General features: G+C 35.9%; 10 protein-coding genes. 1 reads left to right on the plus strand and 9 read right to left on the minus strand.

The window, feature by feature from the left end:
* Positions 1-4: 4 nt before the first annotated feature.
* The 9 genes from JF76_RS08025 to JF76_RS08060 form a co-directional block, all read right to left on the minus strand.
* Entirely contained in the window at positions 5-1,369 is a 1,365-nt protein-coding gene (locus tag JF76_RS08025) for a PTS sugar transporter subunit IIC (RefSeq protein ID WP_045928560.1), read from the minus strand.
* 269 nt (positions 1,370-1,638) lie between these two features.
* Positions 1,639-2,037, minus strand: coding sequence for a nuclear transport factor 2 family protein (locus JF76_RS08030; RefSeq protein ID WP_045928561.1), 399 nt, complete (start codon positions 2,035-2,037; stop codon positions 1,639-1,641).
* A 168-nt stretch (positions 2,038-2,205) separates the two neighbouring features.
* Positions 2,206-3,165, minus strand: coding sequence for a PTS sugar transporter subunit IIC (locus JF76_RS08035; protein ID WP_244267935.1), 960 nt, complete (start codon positions 3,163-3,165; stop codon positions 2,206-2,208).
* A gap of 86 nt (positions 3,166-3,251) precedes the next feature.
* Positions 3,252-3,530, minus strand: coding sequence for a hypothetical protein (locus JF76_RS10435; protein ID WP_244267936.1), 279 nt, complete (start codon positions 3,528-3,530; stop codon positions 3,252-3,254).
* A 140-nt stretch (positions 3,531-3,670) separates the two neighbouring features.
* Positions 3,671-4,993 (minus strand): alpha-L-fucosidase, encoded by a 1,323-nt coding sequence (locus tag JF76_RS08040; RefSeq protein ID WP_045928562.1) that lies wholly within the window; start codon positions 4,991-4,993, stop codon positions 3,671-3,673.
* Positions 4,986-5,969 (minus strand): LacI family DNA-binding transcriptional regulator, encoded by a 984-nt coding sequence (locus JF76_RS08045; RefSeq protein ID WP_045928563.1) that lies wholly within the window; start codon positions 5,967-5,969, stop codon positions 4,986-4,988. The genes JF76_RS08040 and JF76_RS08045 overlap by 8 nt, the downstream gene beginning before the upstream one ends.
* Positions 5,956-6,837 carry an ROK family protein gene (locus JF76_RS08050; RefSeq protein WP_045928564.1) on the minus strand — a complete coding sequence of 294 codons (882 nt, stop codon included), beginning with the start codon at positions 6,835-6,837 and terminating at the stop codon, positions 5,956-5,958. Before JF76_RS08050 ends, JF76_RS08045 begins: the two co-directional genes overlap by 14 nt.
* 15 nt (positions 6,838-6,852) lie before the next feature.
* A complete protein-coding gene (locus JF76_RS08055; RefSeq protein WP_045928565.1) occupies positions 6,853-8,229 on the minus strand; it encodes a glycoside hydrolase family 1 protein in 1,377 nt (458 codons plus the stop codon).
* A gap of 152 nt (positions 8,230-8,381) precedes the next feature.
* Complete coding sequence (locus JF76_RS08060) at positions 8,382-9,941, minus strand: SLAP domain-containing protein (protein ID WP_045928566.1); 1,560 nt, start codon at positions 9,939-9,941, stop codon at positions 8,382-8,384.
* Between the two features lie 489 nt (positions 9,942-10,430).
* Here JF76_RS08060 and JF76_RS08065 point away from each other — a divergent pair, with 489 nt between their 5' ends.
* A complete protein-coding gene (locus tag JF76_RS08065; RefSeq protein ID WP_045928567.1) occupies positions 10,431-21,371 on the plus strand; it encodes an SLAP domain-containing protein in 10,941 nt (3,646 codons plus the stop codon).
* The last annotated feature ends 92 nt before the right edge of the window (positions 21,372-21,463 follow it).

Raw genomic sequence — 21,463 nt, forward strand, 5'->3', positions numbered from 1 at the left:
CTCCTTAAACTTTATTAACTTTTTGAGGGTCCACGTTATTAGAAGCAATTACAAATGGCACATAAATCAAGAAACCAACGACCATATTGACAATTTGTAAAATAACTGAACGCCAGTCAATAGTAGCAATGATAGCATTAAGAAATGGCGGCATTGCCCAGGTTGTCTGTACGGCAACTCTGTTTACCAAGCCAAGACTTAAGGCACCATATGCAATTGATACCATAACTAATGGAGCAAGAACAAATGGAATAATGTAAATTGGGTTTAAAACGATTGGCATACCAAACATCATAGGTTCATTAATGTTGAAGATCCCAGGTACAAGTGAAATCTTAGCAACGGCACGTTCATCTTCACGCTTTGAAAAAGCAAGAACGGCTAAAATAAGTAACAGAGTTGAACCTGCACCACCGATCCAAACATAAAGGTCAAAGTCACTTCTAGTCCACATATACGGTAATGCCTTTTGCATCTTATGGGCATTAGTATTGGCAATCAATGCGGTAGTCCAAATACTTTCTGTGACCGGAGCCAAAACATTGGTGCCATGAATACCAAAGAACCAAAATAGTTGAACTAAGAACACTATGAGTAATAATGAGCCATAACCTTGCCCCATCTTCATTAACGGCTCTTGAATTGTTTTAGCAATTAAATCAATCACCGTTGTATTTCTAAGACTGAATAAATAGTTAATAATACCAACAACGAACAAACCAGCGGTTGCAGGAATAATACCTGTAAAGGCATTAGAAACAGCTGGCGGAACACTGTCAGGCATTTTAATAGTAATATGTCTCTTAACTAAAGCAATGTAAACTGCAACAGAAATAGCACCCATAATCATTATGGTAAAGAAGCCGTAAGCTCCAAAGTACTTATTAAAATTGAACCAGCCCCAAGCACTAATATTCTTACCATTAACAGCCATTTGAGCATCAGTTAATGTTTTTATGTCTCCCTTGGTAAGAACATTTTTTAAGTCAGCTGAAAAGCTCTGAGGCAAGCTCATGATAAAGGTACCTAATGTCAGCAAGCCCCCTGCGATCGGTTCAACTTTATATTGAACACACATGTGATAGCCAAATGTAAAGGCAAACAGCAGGCCTAAAATTGCAGTAGAACCTGTCCATACCAACGCATTGATATTGATAAGCCATTGCATTGAGTTAACAACGCCCGTCCATCCTAGGTTAGTGGGAACATCCCTAAAGATAGCATTTAAGACACTAGCTACTGAACCAGCCAACATAATCGGCATAATTGAGATAAAGGCATCGCGCAATGCAACAAGCCAGCGAACAGAACCGATCTTAGCTGCAACAGGAACGAGATGCTTGTTTAGCCAGTTAATTATAGCATTCATAATAATTCCTCCTACTAATATTTCACTACACTTGCATTATACCATAGCAAATGGAAACGTTTACCATTTTAAAAGCGTAAATTGTTGTGGCTGTATGTTTTATGGTTTTGGTCTACACCAATATAGTTCAATATTCTCTAATCGATATTAGTCAGGTGATCAAAATGGTATATACCATATTTTTTTACTAATAAAATGCATCTTTTTAATTATTATTTAATAAAAAGATGCATCTATTGTTTGTCACCCTCAATGAGAAAGACTTTGATTTAGATTTTTTCTTTAAATGGACGAAAGGTTTCATGTTTAGTTGAATATTCCACAACCTTCTTTATCTTATTCCCAGTAAACTCTATTAGTGACACCCCATCGAAGCAATATTCTTCTTTTTCTACAGCATCAAAATACCAAGTAACAACAAATTTACCAGTATCAGTTTGTTCAATTTTAAAAATATCCCATTTTAAAACTGTCTGCTCTTTAGACTTCGAATTAATATAGGCTTTTAACTCATCTAACCCTTCATAAGTAGCGCCATAGCATTCACGGTAATAGACATCCTGGTTAAACCAGCTATCAAGAGCAGAAAAATCTTTTTTAAGCCAAGAGTTAAAGTAATCTCTGATAGTTTGTTCGTTTTCTATAGTTTGACTGGAATTTGATAACATAATATTCATCTCCTAATTTATAAGCAAAAGATCCTAATATTAAGTCTAAAATGACCACTTCTTATAATTTATTATCAATTAATATACATATCAAAGCAATAAAAAATAACGAACTTACCAAATAAGCTAGTTATTCTAGACTAAATTGAATTTTACTATACTAAAGTTTTACTTCTCAGACCTTACTTTAATTCCTTTATTACTTGCAATCACAAATGGCATGTAGAGGAATATATCTAAAATGAAAAGCAGTAAAGATAAAATTGTTGCAGGAATATCTCCAGCAGTTGTAACCCAGGTAGTTAAAATAGGAGGGATTGTCCAAGCTGGTATTACAACACTTTTGGCAACTAAGCCCATCATAGTCAAAGGATAAGCTATTGCTAAATTAATTAATGGTACAAAAATGAATGGAATTACAAAATATGGATTCATAACTACTGGAAGACCAAACATGATTGGTTCTGAAACATTAAAAAAGCTTGGTAACAAACCTAATTTAGCAACATCCCGGTAATCTTTTCGTTTAGATACAATAAAAATTGCTATTAAGAACGGTAATATTGCTCCAGTGCCACCGAACAAAGTATACATCCCGAGCCAAGGATTAGTAACAATATTAGGTACTGCTTTATGAGCCGCGAATGCAGCCATATTTTGTTGGATTGCAGCTAACATAGGAGGAGAGGTAACTGAAGCTACAATATTTTGTCCGTGTAAACCAAAGAACCATAAGAATTGAGTAACAAACTGAATGACAAAGCAGCCAATCCAAGATTCCATAGCAGCTTGCAGAGGCTTAGAAATAATTGTTTGAACCAAGTCAGTAACTCCTTGATGAAATATTTGAACATAGGCAAAACTAAAAACAGCAAAAACAATTACTACAAGAGATTCAGGAATCAAAGAATTAAATGATTGAGCCACTGCTGGTGGTACTCCATCTGGCATTTTTATTCTTAATTTCTTAGATTTATAAAAGAATAGTAATAATTCGGTACTCAAAATTGCAGCAATCAAGCCAACAAACATACCCCCAGAAGAAGTTAGCGCTTGGGTGTAGACCCCAGTTACCGTCACATTTTTCATTGAACCAGAAACAACAGCTTGATTATTTAAAGGAAACATTATCAAAGCGGTAGCTACACTTAATATTCCAGCATGAATAGGACTAATGTCATTATTACTGATCCTACCGTCTGCAATATAAGAATTTAGTAACCTATAATAAAAGTTACAAAAATGGTCATAAAACCCATGGTACCGTTATTTACCATAGTTCCCATTTGGGTCAAATTTGCAGCATACGGAAACACTTTTAAAACAGCAGGCTGATTTAAAACCAGGGAATTTAATAATATAAACAATGAGTTTACCATTATAATAGGTGTAATGTCGACAAAGGCATCACGTATAGCTACCAAATGCCGTTGATTACCAATCTTAGTAGCTAGCGGTAAAATCATTTTGCTAATTTTGTCAGAAATACTCATTTTCTCCCCTTCAACTTTTTACCTTAAAATATTAACTTTTGAAACGTTTCAACAACAATATTATAACTCTAAATTGGAAACGTTTCAACAAAAAATGTAAGTGATTTCAACAAAATTTGAATATTTTGAGAGGCTTTTTATCACTTTTTAATTTCTATTACACTATATGGAAAAGCAGTTTTCGGCAAATTAATAATACCGTTGTTAACAAAAACTGATTTTCCCGTTTCTAAGCTTAAAACTGTATTCGATTTTACTGGCAAATCATTGACTGAAATTTTGTGATTAACTTCTTCACTGTTATAAAATAAATAGTAGTCTGCGTTTTTCTTTGTCATAAAAATGTTCTTATTGACATATTCTGGACAGCCACGTGTATCATAGACGGCTTCACCAAAAACTTTTAACCAATCCCCTAGTTTTTTCATTAATTCTAAGGCAGGCTGTGGCAAAGTACCGTCTGGTTTAGGACCAATTCCTAAAATGACGTTGCCGCCCAATGAGATAATTTTGATAATATTATCTAGTATTTCTCTAAAACTTTTATATTGATCATTAGGTACATATCCCCAATTTTTAGCCAAAGTTAAGTTAGACTCCCAAACCTTTTGTGGAGGTATGGTAGGTATTTGTTGTTCTGGTGTAACATAATTTTCGTATTTTCCGCCAATTGTGCGGTCAACAATCAGGGTATCTGCTTTAATTTGCCAAATTTTTCTGGCAATTTGCTCCATAGGCAGGAATTCATGGTGACCGCCATTAACCCAGCCAGCATCAAGCCATAATATGTCAATTGGTCCATAATTTTGGCAAATTTCAACTAACTGATTTTCAACAAACTTTTGAAATTTTTGCCATAACTCTGGTTTTTGAACAGGATCATAGCTTGCATATCTTCCTCGGGGATCAGAGCCAGGTTCCCAATAAAAAGGACAGTGCCAGTCAGCCTTTGAATAATAAGCACCGGTAGCGATTCCTTCCTTGCGAAAAGCCTCGTTAACATATTTTAAGATATCAGCCAATGGATTATTATGAAAAGCAGAATCTTTACTGGTAATCTTATAGTCACTATATTTGGTATCGTACATGTTGAAACCATCATGGTGCTTTGTGGTAAAAATCATATACTTAAAGCCAGCATATTTTGCTGCTTTAGCCCAACTTTCTGGATTAAAATTCACCGGATTAAATTCATGGTTTAATGCCCAATAATCATGTCTTAATTCTTTTAGATCTTTGCGAAAAGCACCATGCATACGAGCCCAATCATCTTCTTTTGATAATTGCCATGATTCAACAATACCTGCTTGGGCATATAAGCCCCAATGAAAAATAATACCCAGTTTTTGATTTTGAAACCATTCTAATTTATCTCGGATTGCTTGCGGTAAATCTTGATAGCTTTCCTGTTGCGCTTTCTTATTCTCAACTATATCTTGTCTCTTCTCATTTTTTTCATTCATCTTGCAACTCCTTTTGCCAAAATATCTTGTCTTGAATAAAAACCTGCTTTTCAACTTTCTGATGGTCAAGCAGCTTTAATACTGTTTCTGCCACTTTTTCTGCTACCTTCTCTACTGGTTGCTTTATTAAAGTAACTGGTAATTTCATATTTTGTAATAAATGGGAATAGCCAAATCCAGCAACAGCGATATCTGTTCCTACCTTTTTACCACAATCACGAACCCCTTGAACGACTTGAATAGCATTAGTATAATTAGTGACAAAAATTGAGTCAAAACCTTTTTTATTCAATCCTGCAACTGCTTCGTAAGCTTCAGTCGTACCGTAGTTGACATAAATTACTTGATCAGGAGTAAGTGTTACCCGCATTGATTTGCATGCGGCGTTGATACCAGCTAGCCGCTGTTGCAGCACATAGTCACTTTCAGTTGGAATCAAAAAAGCAGGTTTATTTCTTTTTTGCAGTATTTTAGTGACAACCTTTTGCGAAGCCATCATATCAGCACTCATGATTTCTGGCACTTTTTTGTCTGGCAATGAGGCTTCAACTGAAACAACCGGTAATGGCAGTTGCCCAACTTTTTGAAAAGATTGCCACTTAGTTTCCGCTTTCAAAATGATTAAAGCATCAACAGATCGCTCAATTAATTTTGCTAGTTTGAATTCAAAAGTTTTTTCATTATTACGATGACTGGTTAATAGTAAAAAATAGCCGGCATGATCGAACAATTGCTCCAAAGCTGCTATTAATTGAGAGCTGTAAAAATTATCCATGTTATCAACCAGTATCCCAATTGAAAAAGACTTGTTCATTTTAAGAGATTTAGCGGTTTGATTTGGTATATAGTGTAATTCTTTGATAGCCTGCTTAATCTTTTCTTCATTCTCTTTTTTTAAATGAATACCATTTAAATAGCGAGAGATAGAACCAACTGATACACCTGACTTACTAGCAATATCTTTAATTGTTGCCATTTTTCACCTCTATAGCATAATCTGAGATAAAGTTATATGCAGCACCATATAAATTCGCATTATTGTGGTACTGGCACTCTTTGACTTCAGGCATTATCTCACCCACTTTATTTTTTACCAATTGTGCATATAAACGTTTAGATAATTCAGAACTAAAACCTTTATGAGCTGAAATACCACCACCAATTATTAAAGCATCGAAATCAAAAGCAACCTCAATATTGTATAAGCCAACAGCCAAAAAACTGTAAACTTTATCAATCAGATCTTGTGCTAATTTATCTCCTTGATCTGCTAACAGAAATAATTTTTCACCATTGATATTATCGACATGGGTTTGTTTTTCATATTCAGATGCAGCTTTAACAATTGTTGCCCGTGTACTCAGAGTTCCACCATCACTGGTTTGCATGAGACCAAATTCTCCACCAAATAAATGATTGCCTTTATATAATTTTTTATTGATAAAAACTGCACCCCCGATTCCTGTTCCAATCACAATGAAAGCTACATTCGTAAAATCTTTTCCGGCACCTATATTAATTTCACAAATACCAGCACAATTAGCATCATTTTCAATTGCAACAGGTAATGAAAACTCCTCTTGTAATTCTTTAAATATTGGTCTGTCATGAATATAAGGTACTGCACTGATGCCTTTAATTGTGCCACTTGACTTATCAACAGCACCAGGTGCGCTAATAGCTATGCCATTAAAAGCATGCTTATCAATGAATCGGTGCATTTGTATCTTCAAGCCTGCAAAAGTCTTGGGTGTGGCAAATTTTTCTATCTTAGTTATCTTATTATCCTGAAAACTACCACACTTGATATTAGTTCCACCAATATCAAAAACTGCTAATTTCATATTTGTGCCTTCTTTTTAATTCAGGCTTGCGCCATTACTTGATATTACCTTTTTAAACCACCAATAACTCTTCTTAGGAATGCGTTTAAGATCCAATAAGTCGGTATTAGTGCGATTAACATAAACCATGCCATAACGCTTAGCCATATCTCCGCCAGAGCTGGGTATATCAATTAACCCCCAGACTAAATAGCCTAGAACCTTAACACCATCATTATTCATTGCTTTTTCTAAAGCACGTAAATGTTCTTTGTGGTATTCAATTCTCTGATTATCCTGAATTTCTTTACCGTCATATTTTTCTCTTAATCCAATGCCGTTTTCGATAGGAAACAGAGGTACATGATACTGATTATAGGTTTTAGTCAAAACATCCCTAAAGCCGTCAGGATCAATCGACCAACCCCACTCATTTACTGGTAAAAATGGATTCTCTTTTCCACCAAATTTAAAGTAATAATTAGGAGCAGTTTTTTCGGGTACAAGAGTGCTGCTAATTGTCGAGCTCTGATAATAACTGAATGCGATAAAATCACTTTTCATTTTACTGACTTCTGCAAGATCGCTGGGTAGGACACCAGTTTGAATATCATTTTTTTGGACAAAATTAACTACTTCATTTGAATAATGTCCTAAAACAAAGGCATCGAGCAGGTTTTTATTAAGAAATTCGTCAATTTGACGAGCATATAAAATATCTTTAGGCATTGATGAAGCTGGATAAACTTCACTATATGCCAACATACCACCAATTTTATCATTCGTTGTTTCATGTAAGTAATTAGCAATTTGCGCATGAGCCAGCATCAGATTGTGACTAATAATATACAAATCATCGATTGTTTCATCACCTTTTATTTTGCCAGCAATTTTTGCTGCTCCAGGCATAAAATAAAGATTTTGTTCATTAAATGTTAGCCAGTATTTTACCCTTTTGCCAAAAATATCAATCATTTTTTTGCCATAACGAACAAAAGCATTAACTACATAGCGGCTGCTAAAACCATTATATTTTTGAGCCAAATTCAATGGCATATCAAAGTGGTAAAGACAAATCATTGGTTCGATATTTCTTGCAAGTAAACTATCGACTAAGTCTGAATAAAATTTAATTCCTTCAGGATTAAAATCTCCATCACCCAAAGGATTAACTCTACTCCAAGAGATTTGGAAACGGTAGCAATTGATCCCTAGATTAGCATATAAATCAAGATCTTCTGGATAGCGATGGTACTCATCGATTGCTGTATCCCAAATTGAACTGCCATCCTTTGCTCTATAAGTATCATAAACTGACTTACCCTTGCCTCCTTCTTTGACAGCTCCCTCAGTTTGCATACTAGATGTAGAGTTGCCCCACAGAAAGTTTTTCGGGAAAACCTTTTTTACCATTTCCTAACCTCATTTCATTTCTTTGAAACGTTTCAATAATATTATATAAAAATGACTTTATTAAGTAAAGTACATAGCTAATTCACTGCAAAATTACATAAAAATTAAAAACGACACCTCAAAGGATGTCGTCTTGTTTTAATATGTTATAACTACTTATTTGTTGTAGCATAGTCTGAAATATTTAAAGTTTGCTGGAAACCATTAGCACTTGTAACAGTCAAAACTGTATTATTGTTGCTAAACTGAACTGCACTTTTATCAACGCCGTTTACACTGGCAACCAAATCAACTATTTCATTAGATTCATTGATAGTCAAATTTTTCAAATCACTAACGACAACCTTTTTGCCATTTAGAGCAGCCTTCGCATTATTTATTTGGTTTACTGTATCACTAACTTGCGCTACAGTCGCAATAGCTGTATTAACTTGACTACCAGTTGAAATGGCCGAATCATAAGCACTACGCAAAGCTTTAGCAGAAAGTTTATAGGAATCACTTGCTTTAACTGCCGCATCTTGAGCTAACAAGTCTTGTAAGCTCTTTTTATCAGTTGAAGTAGCAGTAACCGTCTCATCTTTAGCTGTATCAGGAGTATTGACTGGAGTTAGTTTAACACCACTAACTTTACTAATATCGTCTTGCTTAATATAACCGTTCTTGTCACTTTGTAATTTGTAGAACAATTCAGCCTTATTATCATCCTTTACCCAAATGTACCTTAATTCGGTAACTCGTGCTCTGTGACCTTTAGCAAAAGTTTTGGTTGGTTGAGCCACACCTTTGCTGTTATAAACATTAGTAGTACGTGCCAAAGTAATTGTCGTGATGTCCGTATCATCTTCTGGCTTAGAATTTGTCGGCTGCAATTGTTTACCAGAAACTATACCGACGTTATTCTTCTTAACCCATTGATCTTCGCCAGGGAAGTTATCGTCTTTAATACGATAAAACAGCTTTTTGCCGATATATTTAAGTTGATCAACTGTAATCTTTTCGTCTTTTCTAATCAAAGTTTTAGTCGAATGACCATTGCCATCATAAATATAAGCATTATGACTTAATGTGATCACAGTAGGATCGTTCTGGTTGTCACTTGGTGAATTATCATCTTTACTTGGCTTTTTATTAACTGGCTTTAACTTAGCACCTGTCGTTTTTCCAACATTTGCTGCCTTAATAAACTGGTTGCTTTGACCGCTGATTCTGTAAAACAACTTTTTGCCGATATAAATAAGCTGGTCAACTGTAACTGTTTGCCCCTTTTTTATCTTCTTTTTCTCGGTTTTACCTTTTGCATCATAAATGTAGGCATTATGCTTTATCTTGGCTTTCGCTGTAGCTGCAGGTTTTACAACCTTCTTGCCATTAACATAGCCAACATTGGCTGCCTTAACGTAAGCATTGCCACCCAAATTATAATATTCCTTATTTTTAATTGTAACTTTCTCACTAAATGTCAAGGTGATGCCTTTACCAATTTTGGTATTCTTAGCACTACCCATATAAGTCTTTAATCTTTTACCATTTTTGTCATAAACATAAGCATTATGACTTAACTTAATCGTATTTTGCTTTGAATTGTTGTTTTTCTTAGTTGCAACCTTGTCAGCCGCTTGCACAACAGTAAATTGACCTGCTCCTATTACAGGGCTGACACCAATTAACGCAGCAGCCGATACCATCATAAATTTATGACTAAATTTCATTTTGCTTCTCTACCTCGTTATTTATAAAAATTCTATCAATACATAATATTGTATACTAAAAAATTGCTGATACAAATAAAGTAAAGCATTGCTAACCTTTTCTTAATACTCTTGCATAAATGTAAAAAAACTGCAAAATTTTTTAAAACTAAACTATAAGTTTTTTCATTCAATTAACTTTTATATTTTGCTTCTGTTTTTTAATAGATTTGAGCTTAAAAAATGCAATATACTTAAAATACTATATAAATATATTTTATATCAAATTTATTTTATGATATCAATTTCATCATTAACTTCTCTGATAGCATAAATTCATCACCTTGTTTGCGCTTATTTTTACACTATATAGCAATTTTTACTTAGTTAAACTTCCTTAAGTTTTTAATTTATAAACTAATGATATTATAATCGCAATAATTGACATTTATATAGGCATCTATTAAATTGATAATTGTATAGTAGTTGAAAATAAGAAAGGACATTTGTATGTTAGGAAAGAATAATAACAATGAACGGGTGAAAAAAATGGCAATGCAAGCTAAGCAAGACCATTTCTCAATTCGTAAATTGAGTATTGGCGCTGCCTCAGTATTGCTTGGCTTTACTTACCTAGGACTTAGCAGTAAAACAGTTAGTGCTGATACTGTTATTCCACCCCAACAAATAAGCAAAAAGTCAAAAGTAACAGCAAAAATTGACGCTCAGGCAACTCCCACTCCCACCCCTAGGGATGATGCTGCTCAAAATTCAACTACTGCTACTAATAATATAACCAAAACCACTAAGCCAGAAAGCGAACCCAATTTAGGAACGTTTTCTGGCTTAAGTTCTTTTTTAAGGGAAAATAGCAGCAACAATGAGCAAAGTAATGCAAAGGTCAAAACGGACGGCGAAGACACCAACGCGGTTAAAGATGACAAACAGAATTCTGTCACTGGCAATATGCAAAACGATAATGCGCAAAAAAGCCAAGATGAAATGGTTGATTCTACCGTAGTTAATATTTCGGATAGTGTTCAACCTGAGCAAAAGCAAGACAGTTTAACTGCTAAAATCACCAATAGAGATTTAAGAGATGTTGGCGAAAAAAGAAGAAGCGTGGGTAACTGGAAGGACTTTATTAACGCTCTAGCAGATAGTAATGTAAGCGAGATTGATATCACCAATAATATTAGTGCTGACAAAGAGACAGGTCATAATCGCTATACTTTACAGGGCAGAAATTTATTAATTAAGTCTGCAGGTAATGCTAAATATACCCTTGATTTCAAGAGCAACCACCCTACTCTTTCCAGTAACTCTTCTCTAGATATTACTTACGAGAACTTAATACTTAAAAGTACCGACTACTATGGTGTCATTAATGCCTCTAATATGAATAGAGGACAAACAGCTAAAATCACTTTTAGAAATATTGATTTTTATGGTTCACAATTAACATATACCAAAAATAATACTGACATTATTTTTGAAGGCAAAATTCACGCTGAAACTGTCAAAATTCCAAGCAATATTGGCGGTTGGTTTGACGGTAATAATCAGCAGCTTTTAGAATTCACCAATAGCAATAACAGCATTACTTTTAAAGCAGGCTGCCACTTTGACGGTTCAACATTTGGCGGGACTTTGATTGAAATGAGAGGAGAAGGCAATTCTCTTAATGTTGAACAAGGAGCAGTTGTTAACCTGACCCCACTTAAGACGTATGATGGCTCAAATGGTGCTAATAACAGTGAACACGGCAATCCAGTCAGTGCCATCTTCATTAGTGACGATGCGCAAGTAACTGTTCACGGTCAGGTGAACATTAACATCGGACAAAGTGAAGGAATTAATTATGTGGGCAGACAAAATAATGGTCAAGCCAGGGCTATTTACCTAGATAACGCCAAATCAAAGGTAAATATTAGCAAAAATGGTGCAATTACCGTTAACACGAATGGTAATATTTCAACTAAAAATAAGCAAAACCTGATTTATATTGGGGGCGATTTTGCTATTAACTCCGGTGGTGCTCTCAAGATTACCGGACAAAACATGGGCAATTATACTGGTTCGCTAGTCCAAATTGATGGTACAGCTAACGTGCAAAACGGTGGCTTTGAAATCCAATTAGTTGGTGATGCTGGTACTGGTGCAATAAAATTGGTTGATGTGGCCAATACCGGGCAACTGATTGTTAATAACCCTACTTCTCTTGTGTTGGACGCCCATCTGAATAACAATGACCGCACCAGCATTATCGGCGATAATAAAATCACGGTCACAAATGTTCGCCAGTACTTAAACCTTGGTGAACTGTTAAATGGATCCGCTCTTGGCAGCAACTTAGTCTTGCCGCCTTTTCATGTTTTACAAGTCGAAAAAACTGCTAAAACTGTCGCAGTTAACAAACTGGAAGTATTAAACGGTCAAAGGATCTTCGACTTAGAAAAAGTCAAAAAAGATAGCCCCCAGCTTAGCGCCATTCTCAAAGCACTTGAAAACTTTCAAAAATTGCTACAAAATTACAACCATCAAAGCTATGACCAGCTCTTTCGAGCCATCGTGGAAGCAGCATTTTCCAATAAAGACAACCCAGGCTACAATAACATCAGATTTACACCGGCTAATCAAAGCGGCTTCTTAGACATAGACCCAGAAGATGTGACGGTAACTAGTCAGGAAGATGGTTCCAAGCTGGTCAAAGGTCATGTATTATACTATGATCTTGCAAAAGATGGTCCTGATAGTGACGGCTTTTTCAAAAACATCTTACCTGGTGGTACCGAAGCCTATGTTTTAGCCAGGTTTAAAGATAGTGGTGTATACAGAAATGGTCAAGCTGTTATTGATTCCACAATCGCTAATCCCTACGCTGAAACTGTTGATACTTATCGCGGTGAAGCAAATGATTTGGCAGCATTACCTACCAAATTTGCCGCTAAAGTTGCTCCTGATGGCACCTTCACCATTACCATTCCTGCCGAAATTACTACCAGGATGGCTAAAGACGCCACAATTCAACTAACTCCACATGCAAACTTCATTGAATATAGTCCGTTAGACATTGCCAGTGGCGACCGACCTACTATAGTTAGTCTGGGAATTAAACCATTTAGTGCAATACAACAAGAAGCCGCTCAGGCAATTATAGCTGCTATTAATGCTGCTAAAACCAATAAGCCAAGTAGTTTGACTGCAGATCAGGAAAAAGCATTAACTGACGCACTGAATGAAGCCGCTAAGTATGCTGCAAATAGTAGGGACAGCAATTATGATTCCGGCAAATCAGTTTACGGGGTGCAACCTTCCAAGACTGCGATTAGCGAAGTAAATAATAGAAAAAATACGGTTTTAGACTTGGTTGAGAAGGCTATACAAACAGCCCAAAGTCAAGCAGAGTATGAAAATGCCAAAAAGGGTGCAAAAGATAAGTTAGCTAGCCAGGCTAATGAGCAAATTTCTAAGTTTCCTTCACAGACAGAAAAAATAAATGCAGCAAAAGATAAGGCAATAAGCACTGTTGATGCTCCGGAAACAAACGCTACCAATATCGATCAGGTTGTTAATGACGGTATTAATGCCATTAATCAAGCAGGAAAAGATTACCGAGATAATGTAAAAACTGATATTAACCAGGCAATTACAAAAGTCGAAAATGCTATTGACGCAGTCTCAAAGGATGAGAATGTTAAATCACCGGTAGACGAGTTAATTAACGGTATAAAAGATAAGCTCAAGCAGCCAAAAGAAATTGTTGCTCCTGACGGTGATCTTGATCAAGACGATAATGAAGCGGCTATTAATAACCATCAAAAAGAAGCCAAAGCTCTACTCCCAAGTGTGCAAGATACTATTGATGCAATTGCAGCATTAGAAGCTGCTGCTAAAAAGCAAATAGCACAGTATGGTGATGATCGACCTGAAATTCAAGATGCTTTAACTCAAGCTATCAAAGATATTATTAACAGCAATAATCCTAAAGATAATCTTAACAATGGTATTGATAAGATTAATGGCACACATACGGATAAAGTAAAAGACCAAGTAGCAAAAGATATTAAGGAGACAGCTGCTCAGGCTAAAGAACGGATTCAAAATTCTGATTTAACAGCGGATGAACAAAAACAATATCTTGATGAAATAGAGCAAGTGGTTGCTGATACGACAACTACAACTGGTGATACCAGTAAATCTATTTACGGCACTGATGATGACGAAATTATCAATAAGAGAAAAGCTGCTGCTGAAAGTTTAATCAATAAAGCTGCTGCTAAAGCTGAAATTGCCGACTATACTAAGGGCTACGAGAATGTCCTTGGTCAAGTTGGCCAAGCCGAAACCGCCATGACAGATGCCTTAGCGGCAATTGATAAAATTGAAGATAATGCTGCAAGTAGTCAAAATATTGTCCAAGAAGAAAAAACAGCTAAAGAAAATATCTTAAACGCATTTAAAGAAAATGCTAAAGCACAAGTTAAACAAGATGCAGATATTGCTAAGAGCAATTTAGGAGTAACTAAAGAAACTAATATTGATGATGCAGTCACCAATGCCGGTAACACGATTGACAGTCACAATTCTGCTACTGATATTAAACAGGACATTATTGATGGTAAAAAGAATGTTTTAAATTCCTATAAGGCTGCTGCTAAAAAGCAAATTGAGCAAGATGCAACTAAAGCTAAAAACAATTTAGGAGTTGAGCAAGAGTCTAATATTGATAACGCGGTCACTAATGCTACCAACACGATTGCTAGCCATGACTCACTTACCGCTATTAACCAGGATATTATTGACGGTAAGCAGAACGTTTTGAGTGCTTATAAGGCTGCTGCTAAAAAGCAACTGGAAACAGTTAAACAAGACATTGTTAACAAAATTCAGAATAATCCTAATTTAACGGCCAAGAATAAAGACGATGCTGCCAATAAAGCCAGTGAATTGCTTACCGGAAGTCAAGGCTATAATAGCCGCATTGATAATGCCGAAACTATAGCTGATATTAATACAGCTACTAAAGAAGGCACTGCCGCATTAAACAATTTACTTGATAAGCAAAACTTAAGTGGTCGACGTAATCAAGCTATTGCAGCAATTCAGGATGCAAAAGACAAAGCCATTGCTACGATTACAAATAATAAAAATCTGAGTGACGAGGAAAAAACCAAATATCAAGAACTAATTAATACTGCAACTGCTGCAAGTGTTGCTAAAATCACTCAAGACGAAGATGAAAATGCAATTGAAACAGATCGAGACAATGCTATTAAAAATATTACTGGTTATCAAGAAAATGCTGCTAATACCGGCTCTAATAATTTAAATAAGCAGCGTCAAGATGCAATCAAGGAAGTTGAAGAAGCAGCTAATAACGCTTTAAGTACAATTGACGACTTTGACGATACTGTTTTAAGTCCAGAAGATAAACAACATTATCAAGAAACTATTAATAAAGACTTAGCTAACGCCAAAGCAGCAATTAATGCAGCTAAAGACAATGATGGTGTTAATTCCGCTAGACAAGCTGGTAAAACCAGTATCAATGAGGATTTGGCGGCTAGTCAATTAATAGTCGCAAAATCTCAGGCAAATATAGCGTTGCAAGATGAGAAGAAAAAAGACTTAGATACTATTAATCAGGCTTTTACCGATAATAAAATTAATAGCGAGCAAAAAGACGCACTAACAGACAAAATTAATGGCTTCTATGAAACGGCAACCAGCAAAGTATACAACGACTTGACTGCTGAACAAGTGGCTAAAGATAGGGATAACGGCATTGCTGCTATGGCCAGCGTTGCTAGCAGTATTGCCAGTGAAGAAGCAAAATACTTAGAGCAACAAAAAGATGATGCTTTAACCAATAAAGATACTGGCTTAAATGCTCTAGCAGAGAAAATTCGGACAAGTATCGAAAAAGATCCTAACCTTTCCGGCAAAGAAAAAGGTGATTACTATGACGAAATTAGTTCTGCTTTAACTTCAGCCAAAACTGATATTCAAAATGCTCATTCTCAAGATGAAATTGCTACTGCAACAAACGCCGGTCGGGAAGCTTTAAATAAAATTCTTGCTAACGTTGTATTGCAATCAAGTAAAAGCGCTGCCCTTAAAGAATTGTTGAACACCTGCACCGATGTTTCTAATCAAATTACCAACTTACAAAATGTTAACAGCACTACTAAAGACGGATTAATTAAACAGTTAACTGATTACTATAATGATGCAGTTGCTAAAGTAAAGAATGTTCCTGCTGCTCAAGTCGATTCTGAAAAACAGCAAGGCATTGATAATATGAACACAGTTGTTAGGGATGCGCAAAGCCTTGATACCAATATTGATCATGCTAAGCAAGAAGTCGACAAGCAGGCTGATCAAGCAATTTCTACCATTAATCAATCTGCGATGTCTGACGCGGATAAAACTCAAACCATTGCAAAAATCAACGATGAAAGAACTAAAGCTAAGCAAAATATTGAATTGCAAAAAAATAATGATGCCGTAGACAAAGCCAAAAATGATGGTAAAGATGCTATTGGTCAGGTTGCAGCCACAGCTATGACAGCTGATTTGGAGAATGCTAAACATCACAGCGAAGAGGCTATTAACCAAGCTGCTCAAGAAGCAATTAGCAGATTAAAATCTTCATATGACACTCTAAGCGCTGAAGAAAAAGAAGAAGCTAGTTCCCAATATAATCAGGCAATCTCTGATATTAATCAGGCTGTTGCGGATGCCAAGAGTAAATTACAAAATGGCAAGACAAAAGATGGTATTAATAAAATCACTACTGATACCATTAATGCAATCAATAAAGCGGAAGCAAGTGGTAACTTAGCAATCACCAAAGCACAGGCCAGAAAAGCTATTAAAGATGTCGCAGACGAAATCAAAAACAACTTAAAAGATAAAAAGGATCAAGACAGTGTTGATTCTATTCTAGAGAATGCCGCTTCAGCCATTACTGCTGCTGAGGATAGTAGCACTGTTTTGAACATTAGAGATTCTGCCATTAATCACATCAAAGGAATTAAGACTACAGCAGATTCTAATGATGCTGCCAAAATAAAAAATGCTAAAGACGAAGCAATTAAAGCATTGACAGCGGAACTAAACGGTCAAACTAATAATCCTGGTGCTCCGGGAATTTTAGCTCAAATTGATCAAATTACAGGCTTAAGTGCTGAAGAAAAAGCTCAGTATACGAGTCAGGCAACTGCTGCCAAAAATAAAGCCGTCAGTCAGGTTAACGGTCAGCAAACAACAGACGACATTGCATCCGCTAAGACTACTGGTATTATCAACATTGACAAAGCTTTAAGCGCTGCTCAATTACAAGCTGCTAAGAATAATGCTAATAAATATTTAGAAAATATTGCCAAAACAGCTGCAACTGATATCCAGAAGATCGAACAGTCAGCTCTAAGTGATACTGAGAAAGCCCAGCAAATTGACTTAATCAATTCAAATAAAGAGACAGCTATCCAAAATATTAACAAGGCGCAAAGTCCAGACGAGGTAGAAAAAGTCAAACAAGGCGCTGAAAATGCCATTACTGGCATTGTACAAAATGCTAAAGAAAACGCAGCTTTACTGCAGGAACAAAATGCCGCTTACAACTCACTGGTTGAGCAGGCTAAAAAGCTGAGCCAGCGCTTAAACGATGACCGTTTGCATAACAAAATTGATCAAAATCAATATGATGACTTAAGTAAGGCTATTAGTGACGCTTTAAGTGCAGCTAAAGCCGAAATTTCTGCCGCCACTCATCTGGATAAAATCAATGATGCCAGAAGTAAAAGTGAGACTGCTCTTAACAACATTGGCAGTGATATTGATAAAGAAGAAGCCTTAACTAAAGCCCTAAACGATCTACAAACTGCTGCCATTAGCGCTAAGGCTAAAGCTGATAAAACTGAAGACAGCGCTGTCGCTGACAAAATGAAAGCCCAAATAGACCAAGAACAAAAGAAAGCTGCTGCTAATATTATTGCCGCTAGAAATAATAAACAAAACACTATTACGCAAATTCAAACAGCGGCAAGTGAGGGCATTGCCACAATTAGCAAATTAGGTGATGACTTTGATAATAAAAATCAAATAGTTAAGGGTCTGAAAGAATATGCTGCAAGTGCCAAAACTGATATTGATGGTTTAGACTTAGCCGGTAATGATGTCGCTAGCGGATATAAAGATATTGAACGAGTTTTAAATAACTTTATTAGTTTAATTTATGCCGGTACAAGAGATAAGCTGTCGCAGTTAGAACAAGATGCCAAAACAAATATTGATCAGGCCAAGTTGCCTAGTCAACTTACTGCGGAAAAAAACAATCTGATTAACAAGTTTAAGGAATACCTTAAAAATAAAGGTGAAATTGCCAGTGTGGCAACTAACCTAGAGCAAGACCAAATTGAAGGACTGCAAAAGCAACTTGATGAAGCCGTCAATAGAACTATAGATAAGATTGCGGGTGTTAAACTTGATAATACTTACGAAAATGCACTAGCACAAGCTCAAAATGCCCAACAAGGTAAAGCTCAACAGGATGAAATTCCTAATTTCGGTAAAAAAGAAATCGACCGTATTTTCCAAGTTGCGCAAGAAAAAGCCGAAATAGTCAAAGCTAAACAAGAGGCAATCTCTCAAGTCGAACAAGCTCAAAAAGAAGCAAATGATGCAATAGAAAAATCAGGTTTGTCGCCAGCAGACCAGCAAAAGCAGAAAGACCAAATAAAAACTATTGTTGAGCAAGCAAAAACTGACATTAATTCTGTTCAACAATCTGAAACAGAGGCTAAAGACCAAATAAATGGCAAACGAGATCAAGCAGTTGACAAGTTTAGTGTTATTAAAGATCAAGCTGCCCTAGCTGGTCAAAAGACAAAAGCTGAAGGTATTCTAAAGGATAAACAAACTAAGGCCCATAATATAATTGATCAGTCTCAGTTAACTGTCGAGCAGAAGAAGGCAGCTAAAGCTGCAATTGATGATGCTTATCAACAGAGTTTCCAAGATATAGAAAAGGCTACAGCAATTAGCGACATCCCAGATGAAGCAAACATTGGTCAAAATATTGATCGTCTGTTAACTAAACCTGAAACCGGCACTGAACCAGAATGGTTTAATGATGAACAAAAAAATGCTTTTGCAGGTGCTAATGGTGTGACTGGCATCAAAAACGCCTACAAGACATTAAAAGACAGATTAAAAGATAAACTGGCTCAAGAAGTGCTAGATCGTATTGATGAACAAATAAAAGCTATTGATGAAGCTCAAAATATCCAGACTGTCAGTGCTGCTTATGATGAGGCTATGACTATTATCAATAAGGAAAATGCTAAAGCTGACATTGACGAAGAAGCTGATAAGGTTACTAAAGAAATTGACGTTAATAATAAATTATCAACTGAATCAAAAGACAGGCTAAAAGAGCAAATTAAAAATGATAGCCAAAAGGCCAAGGATAAAATTGATGCAGTTAATGCTCCTAAAGGCGATACAACTGACAAAAAGAACCAAATTGATAAAATCACAAAAACTGCCAAAGATGATATTAACAGCGCCGGTAATGCTGCCAAAAATGAATCCATTAGTTTACTTAAAGTAGAGGCAAATAACGATTTGGCTGATAAACACCAAAAAGCAGTTGCTGAACTAAAAGACAAATTTGGTGAAAATGCCGATACCACCAGCGTTGATCAAGCCTACCAGGAGCATTCACGCGTCAATGGTGATTCACCTGCAGATATTGCAGCTGATAAGATTGCAGCTGAAAAAGAAATAGCTAAAGGTGCCGTAATTGACACCGTCACTAACGCTAAAAACCAAGTTGATAAATTAAAACATCAGGATGGCAACGATTATACTGATACTGAAAAACAGGCAATAAAAGACCGCATTGACCAAGAAGTAGCTAAAGCCAACTCGGATCAAACGGGCACTATTAGTCAAGCTCAAGATTCTACTGGAATAGAAACTGCCAGAAAGGATGCAGTTGACAGAATAAGCAGTATTATTGTAAGCGATAGTAAAGAACTTGATGATGTTTTAAACAACAATAGCGAAGTACAAGGAGAAAGACTGAAAGCTGCCTATGATTCTGCAGTTAAAGCTCTTACAGACAGGTTTAAGGATAAAGCAAACACTACTAGCGTTGATCAAGCATACGAAAATGCTAAAGATGCGCTCAATGATCCTGCCAACGCGGATAATCTTGCTGCAACAGAATTAGCTGGTGAAAAGGCAATCGCTGCTGGGGCTCTAGCGGAGGCACAAAAAGCAGCTATAAGTGAAATTCAGTCCTCTAGCAATTACACTGAGCAGAAAAAGAAAGCTATTATTAACCAAATTGATACTGATATGAATACTGCTAAAGATGCTATTAATCAGCCTGAAGTTAATGATAGTCAGACCATTACTAAACTCTGTGATGATGCAATTAATCAACTTTATCTCGATAGTACAGATTCTGATACAATTGACCATATTCTTGATAGTAACGACAACAGTCAAGAAAATGATGATAACCATAGCAATAACATTAATACTAGTAGCAGCTCTGCCCCTGCTCCATTCAACCCTAACCCGGTTAATACTGTCGACAAAGAAGAAAAAGAGGAGTCAAAACTTGATTTAAGTCACAGCGAAGAATTAGCTCTAATGCATAATGCATACCTATATGATGAAAATGGCAAGCGTGTAAATAAGGTTGTCCTTGGTGCCGGCTCAGTCATTACTTCGTACGGTACAAAAGTAATTAATGGGAAACACTATTACATTCTGGTTGATAGGGGCAATAAGAACCAAGTCTACTATGTTGCTACTAGCAACGTAGTTTCAACAAGCCGAAAATTAAAACATAATGCTTATGTTTACAATAAACATGGCAAACGGATTAAGAAAGCTGGTATGTTAAGAAAAGGCAATAATATTAATACGTATGGCAGTGCAGTAACCATTCGAGGCAAGAAGTACTTTATTATTGCTCAAAACCGTTTTGTTAAAGCCGCAAATATTGCAGTCCAAAAAGCATCTGTTGCTACTGTTACCACAGCACCGATTACCGAAAAACCACAACCAGTAGTCGAAAAAGAAATTATGCACAATTCATATTTGTATGATAAGCAAGGAAAACGTGCCAATAAGTTAGTAATTCTTGTTGGTTCAAGTGTAAATACCGCTAACAAGCAATTAATTAATGGCAGGTCATTCTACGAACTGGAAGATGGTCTATTCGTTTCGGCTGCTAATATCGATTCCAAAAAGATCAAATTAAAGCATAACGCTTATATTTATAGTCAACATGGCAATCGAATTAGTAAAAAAGGTTTGAAGAAAGGTAAAGCAGTTAAAACCTATGGCGATCCTGTCAAAATAAACAACAAGCAATACTATATTATTGCTAAAAATAAGTTTGTTAAAAAAGCTAATTTTAAATAATTAATTTTACATCAATAGCTCCAGAAGTTTAAAACTCTGGAGCTATTTTTTTAGTTATACTGTAAATAAAATGAGCTGGAAAAATCTTCCAG

The sequence above is a fragment of the Lactobacillus kullabergensis genome, assembly GCF_000967195.1.
Classification (GTDB): Bacteria; Bacillota; Bacilli; order Lactobacillales; family Lactobacillaceae; genus Lactobacillus; species Lactobacillus kullabergensis.

Excerpts from the sequence above, each read along its gene's own strand:
- JF76_RS08055 (WP_045928565.1), bottom strand. The coding sequence starts at position 8,229 with ATGGTAAAAAAGGTTTTCCCGAAAAACTTTCTGTGGGGCAACTCTACA.
- JF76_RS08060 (WP_045928566.1), bottom strand. The coding sequence starts at position 9,941 with ATGAAATTTAGTCATAAATTTATGATGGTATCGGCTGCTGCGTTAATT.
- JF76_RS08030 (WP_045928561.1), bottom strand. The coding sequence starts at position 2,037 with ATGTTATCAAATTCCAGTCAAACTATAGAAAACGAACAAACTATCAGA.
- JF76_RS08040 (WP_045928562.1), bottom strand. The coding sequence starts at position 4,993 with ATGAATGAAAAAAATGAGAAGAGACAAGATATAGTTGAGAATAAGAAA.
- JF76_RS08035 (WP_244267935.1), bottom strand. The coding sequence starts at position 3,165 with ATGTTTCCTTTAAATAATCAAGCTGTTGTTTCTGGTTCAATGAAAAAT.
- JF76_RS08050 (WP_045928564.1), bottom strand. The coding sequence starts at position 6,837 with ATGAAATTAGCAGTTTTTGATATTGGTGGAACTAATATCAAGTGTGGT.
- JF76_RS10435 (WP_244267936.1), bottom strand. The coding sequence starts at position 3,530 with ATGAGTATTTCTGACAAAATTAGCAAAATGATTTTACCGCTAGCTACT.
- JF76_RS08065 (WP_045928567.1), top strand. The coding sequence starts at position 10,431 with ATGTTAGGAAAGAATAATAACAATGAACGGGTGAAAAAAATGGCAATG.
- JF76_RS08025 (WP_045928560.1), bottom strand. The coding sequence starts at position 1,369 with ATGAATGCTATAATTAACTGGCTAAACAAGCATCTCGTTCCTGTTGCA.
- JF76_RS08045 (WP_045928563.1), bottom strand. The coding sequence starts at position 5,969 with ATGGCAACAATTAAAGATATTGCTAGTAAGTCAGGTGTATCAGTTGGT.